Genomic DNA, 4000 nt, shown 5'->3' on the forward strand with positions numbered 1-4000 from the left:
GTGCGGGCGGCGGCGGAGGCGTACCCGCGCCCCCACGCCGTACGCCCGAGACGCCAGCCGATCTCGATCTCGCCGACCGGCCCGTAATGGGCGTGCGGCCACGGCTGCGCCCCCGTGAAGCCGAGAACGGCGTCCTCCTCGTCCGTGAGGGTCCACAGGCAGTAGCCCAGCTCCGCGTCGTGGCGGCGTTGGCGGGCGGTGAGCTCCTCGTACACGGAGAAGTCGGCCCGCCGGCCGCCGAAGAACTCCATCACCTCGGGGTCGTCGAAGACCCGGTACCAGGTCAGGGCGTCCTCGTCGGTCGGAACACGGAGGCGTACGGCGGGGGCCGAAGCGTGGGGCGTGGCAGGCGCGATCGACATGAGGGAGCCCTTCGGAGGGTTGGTTCGCAGGCCCCCATAGACTGCACGGGACATGTGCCGCGCGGCACGCGAATTCGAGTCTTCGGGAGATCCGACCGTGACCGAGCCCCTCTCCGAGCACAGCGCGGACGTGATCGTCGTCGGAGCGGGCCCAGCCGGCTCCACGACCGCCTACTACCTCGCCAAGGCCGGACTCGACGTCCTGCTCCTGGAGAAGACCGCCTTCCCCCGGGAGAAGGTCTGCGGCGACGGGCTCACGCCCCGCGCCACGAAGCAGCTCGTCTCCATGGGGATCGACATCTCCGAGGAGGCGGGCTGGCTGCGCAACAAGGGCCTGCGCATCATCGGCGGCGGCGTCCGCCTCCAACTGGACTGGCCGGACCTCGCCTCCTACCCGGACTACGGACTGGTCCGCAAGCGCGACGACTTCGACGAGCAACTGGCCCGGCAGGCGCAGAAAGCCGGTGCCCGGCTGTACGAGCGCTGCAACGTGGGCGCGCCCGTCCGCGACGAGCGCACCGGCCGCATCACCGGGGTCGAGGCGAAGATCGGCGAGGAGAAGACCCCGGTCACCTTCCACGCCCCGCTCGTCGTCGCCGCCGACGGCAACTCCACCCGGCTCTCCCTGGCGATGGGCCTGCACCGCCGCGAGGACCGCCCCATGGGCGTCGCCGTACGGACGTACTTCACCTCGCCCCGCCACGACGACGACTACCTGGAGTCCTGGCTGGAGCTGTGGGACAAGCGCGGCGCCGAGGACCGGCTGCTGCCCGGCTACGGCTGGATCTTCGGCATGGGCGACGGCACCTCCAACGTCGGCCTCGGCATCCTCAACTCCTCCTCCGCCTTCAAGGAGCTGGACTGGCGCGAGGTCCTCAAGGCCTGGTGCGCCTCGATGCCCGAGGACTGGGGCTACACCCCGGAGAACATGACGATGCCGATCCGCGGCGCGGCCCTCCCGATGGCCTTCAACCGCCAGCCGCACTACACCAAGGGCCTCCTCCTCGTCGGCGACGCGGGCGGCATGGTCAACCCGTTCAACGGCGAGGGCATCGCGTACGCCATGGAGTCCGGCCAGATCGCGGCCGACGTCATCGTCCAGGCCCACGCCCGCGCCACCCCCGCCCAGCGCGAACTGGCCCTGAACAACTACCCGAAGGTCCTCAAGGAGACCTACGGCGGCTACTACACGATGGGCCGCGCCTTCGTGAAACTGATCGGCAACCCGAAGATCATGAAGATCGCCACGGAACGCGGCCTGACCCACCCGCTGCTGATGAAGTTCACCCTGAAGATGCTGGCCAATCTGACCGACCCGCAGGGCGGTGACGCGATGGACCGCATCATCAACGGGCTGTCGAAGGTGGCCCCGAAGGCCTGAGGTCGCCCAGGAAGCCCGCGAAGCTCAGGAAGGGCCCGCCGCACGCGTACGTTCGTAGTGGCGGGCCACTCGCGCCCGGTTGCCGCAGGACGGCTTGCACCACTCCTGGCGGCCGTGGCTCCTGATGAAGTACCGGACGCAGCGCGGCGCGTGGCAGGCCCGCAGGTGTTCGCACTGCGGCCCGCTCAGGAAGTCGACGGCGTCGCGCGCCAGGGCCGCGACCAGCCGTACACCGGGATCTCCCTCGGCCGACAACAGCCCGGCCGTGGGGGCCGCTTCGGCGGGCCAGTGCAGTTGGGGGGCGACGGGTTCGCGGGCGGCGGCCGCGTTGAGGACGCTCAGAGCCTCGTCGGCGGGCATCAGGCGGTGGGCGTCGGCCGCGCTGGGCGGGGCCGGGCTGACCACCCGCGCGAACAGAGCCCGGACAGCCCGCCGTACGCCGACGATCGCCTCCCGCAGCTCCTCGTCGGCCACCAGGCCCGCGGTGCCGGTGGCGGTGCTCAGCCAGTCCAGCTGCTGCTGAAGCCAGCGGTTCGCTGCCCGGACCGTGTCCAGGTCGTCGAGGACTCCGCCGTCCCCGTCGTGACGGACGGTGCTCACCAGTTCCATGACGGGCCGCTGTGTCACCGGCCTCTCCCCTCGCCGTCTCTTGAACGTCTGCCCTCCCCAGCCTAGAGTCCTAACGGAAGAATGGAAATTAACGTTAGGCGATGGGGGAGGGCTGCTCATGCTGTTGGCTCAGATCAGCGATCTGCACCTGGACGGCAGTGAACGCGCGACGCACCGGGCGGCCCGCGTCATGGAGTACCTGCGGGCCCTGCCACGCCCGGTCGACGCGCTGCTGGTCACCGGGGACATCGCCGACCACGCGACCGAGATCGAGTACGAGGAGGCGGTACGCCTTCTGGACGCGCCGTTCCCCGTGCTCGTCTGCCCGGGCAACCACGACGCCCGCCCCGCCTACCGCAAGGCGTTCCTCGGGGAGGCCCCCGGCACCGCGCCCGTCAACCGGGTGCACCACATCGCCGGAACCGCCATCCTGATGTGCGACTCCACGATTCCCGGCCGCGACGAGGGGCGCCTCGCCCCGGAGACGCTGGCCTGGATCGACGCCACGCTCGCCGGGCTGCCCGACGGCGTCCCCGCGCTGATCGCCTTCCACCAGCCGCCCGTCGAACTCCACCACCCGCTGCCGGACGCCGGAATGCTCCAGGAGCCCGAGCGGCTCGCCGCCCTGCTCGCCGCCCACCCGCGGGTCGTCGCCGTCCTCACCGGACACGCCCACACGGCCGCCGCCTCGGTCTTCGGCGGCCGCCCCCTGATCGTCGGCCCCGCCGTCACCTGGACCCTGCGCCTGCCCTGGGAGGGGGACCGCCCGGCGGACCGGGACCAGCCGCCGGGCCTGGCGTTCCACATCCTGGGCGAGGACCGGCGGCTGACCACGCACTTCCGCGTCGTCCCCTGAGCGCCCCGAATCCGGCGCTCCGCCAACCCCCGGCGTTAATCCTCATCCCCGCAGGTGATCGTGTGCGATGATTTGCGCGCCCCCGGTCGTCGGCAGTACCGGACCGGACGGCGCCCGCCCGCCCCCGCCCGCAGTGGCGGCACGCGGTGCGTGCCCCTCTTCTTGACGCACGCTCACATCGAACGCAGGCCAGCGGGGTACGGAACAAGCCGATACAGCGCTGCTCGACCCCAAGGACAGACAGCCATGACCACCGCCTCCCTGCCCCAGCACCACGGGCTCTTCCTGGAACCCCGCTTCGCCGTGGACCCGACCGCGACGGACGAGGACGAGGACTTCGACGCCGCGTACGACGCGCTGCCCGCGCCCACCACCTCGGCCAAGGAGCCGGAGCGGACGACCCGCCGCCCGCGCCGCCGCTGATCCGGAGGACGGCCCTCTCCGGACCGGAAATCCACTGGAGGCCCCGCCGTCCCGGCGGTAGCCTCCCTTCCATGGCCAGCCCCGAGTCGGACAGACTCCGGCCACCGGTGCGCCGGTGGCCGTGTTCGTGCTGAGCGTCGCCGGCTGACCTCTCGGGTCACCGGCCCCCTCCCGTACGGTTCCACGCCCGCCGGATCACCGCGGGTACGGGCCGTCTCCCCCTCGCGTACGGGCTGAAGCGCCGCCGTACGCGAGGTTCGTGCCACCTGCCGACCACCGGTCGATCGCCGACCGACTCCCGGCCGGTCACCGCAGGGCACTTCTTCGCGCCATGCCGCCGCCGGGATCCGGCGGCGGCCGTCCGCGCGG

The 4000-nt window shown here is 72.0% G+C and carries 5 protein-coding genes; 3 read left to right on the forward strand and 2 right to left on the reverse strand.

Features of this window, described 5'->3' with window-relative positions:
- Nucleotides 1-362, reverse strand: a 362-nt coding sequence (locus ACFWM7_RS34250; protein ID WP_383268395.1) for a GNAT family N-acetyltransferase, incomplete at its 3' end; no start/stop codon positions are given.
- 97 nt (nt 363-459) lie between these two features.
- Between ACFWM7_RS34250 and ACFWM7_RS34255 the strand changes: the two genes are divergently transcribed.
- The gene (locus tag ACFWM7_RS34255) at nt 460-1743 is read left to right on the forward strand and encodes a geranylgeranyl reductase family protein (protein ID WP_383268398.1); all 1284 of its coding nucleotides are present in this window, start codon (nt 460-462) and stop codon (nt 1741-1743) included.
- 24 nt (nt 1744-1767) lie between these two features.
- Here the strand turns inward: ACFWM7_RS34255 and ACFWM7_RS34260 are convergent, their stop codons facing one another.
- On the reverse strand, nt 1768-2352 hold the full coding sequence (locus ACFWM7_RS34260; protein WP_383268403.1) for a CGNR zinc finger domain-containing protein: 585 nt from the start codon (nt 2350-2352) through the stop codon (nt 1768-1770).
- A gap of 118 nt (nt 2353-2470) precedes the next feature.
- On the opposite strand from ACFWM7_RS34260, the gene ACFWM7_RS34265 reads away from it, so the two are divergent.
- Nucleotides 2471-3208 (forward strand): metallophosphoesterase, encoded by a 738-nt coding sequence (locus ACFWM7_RS34265; RefSeq protein ID WP_383268400.1) that lies wholly within the window; start codon nt 2471-2473, stop codon nt 3206-3208.
- A 246-nt stretch (nt 3209-3454) separates the two neighbouring features.
- Complete coding sequence (locus tag ACFWM7_RS34270; protein ID WP_274344021.1) at nt 3455-3631, forward strand: hypothetical protein; 177 nt, start codon at nt 3455-3457, stop codon at nt 3629-3631.
- Nucleotides 3632-4000 lie beyond the last annotated feature (369 nt).

The organism is Streptomyces sp. NPDC058375 (assembly GCF_042723425.1).
Classification (GTDB): domain Bacteria; phylum Actinomycetota; class Actinomycetes; order Streptomycetales; family Streptomycetaceae; genus Streptomyces; species Streptomyces durocortorensis.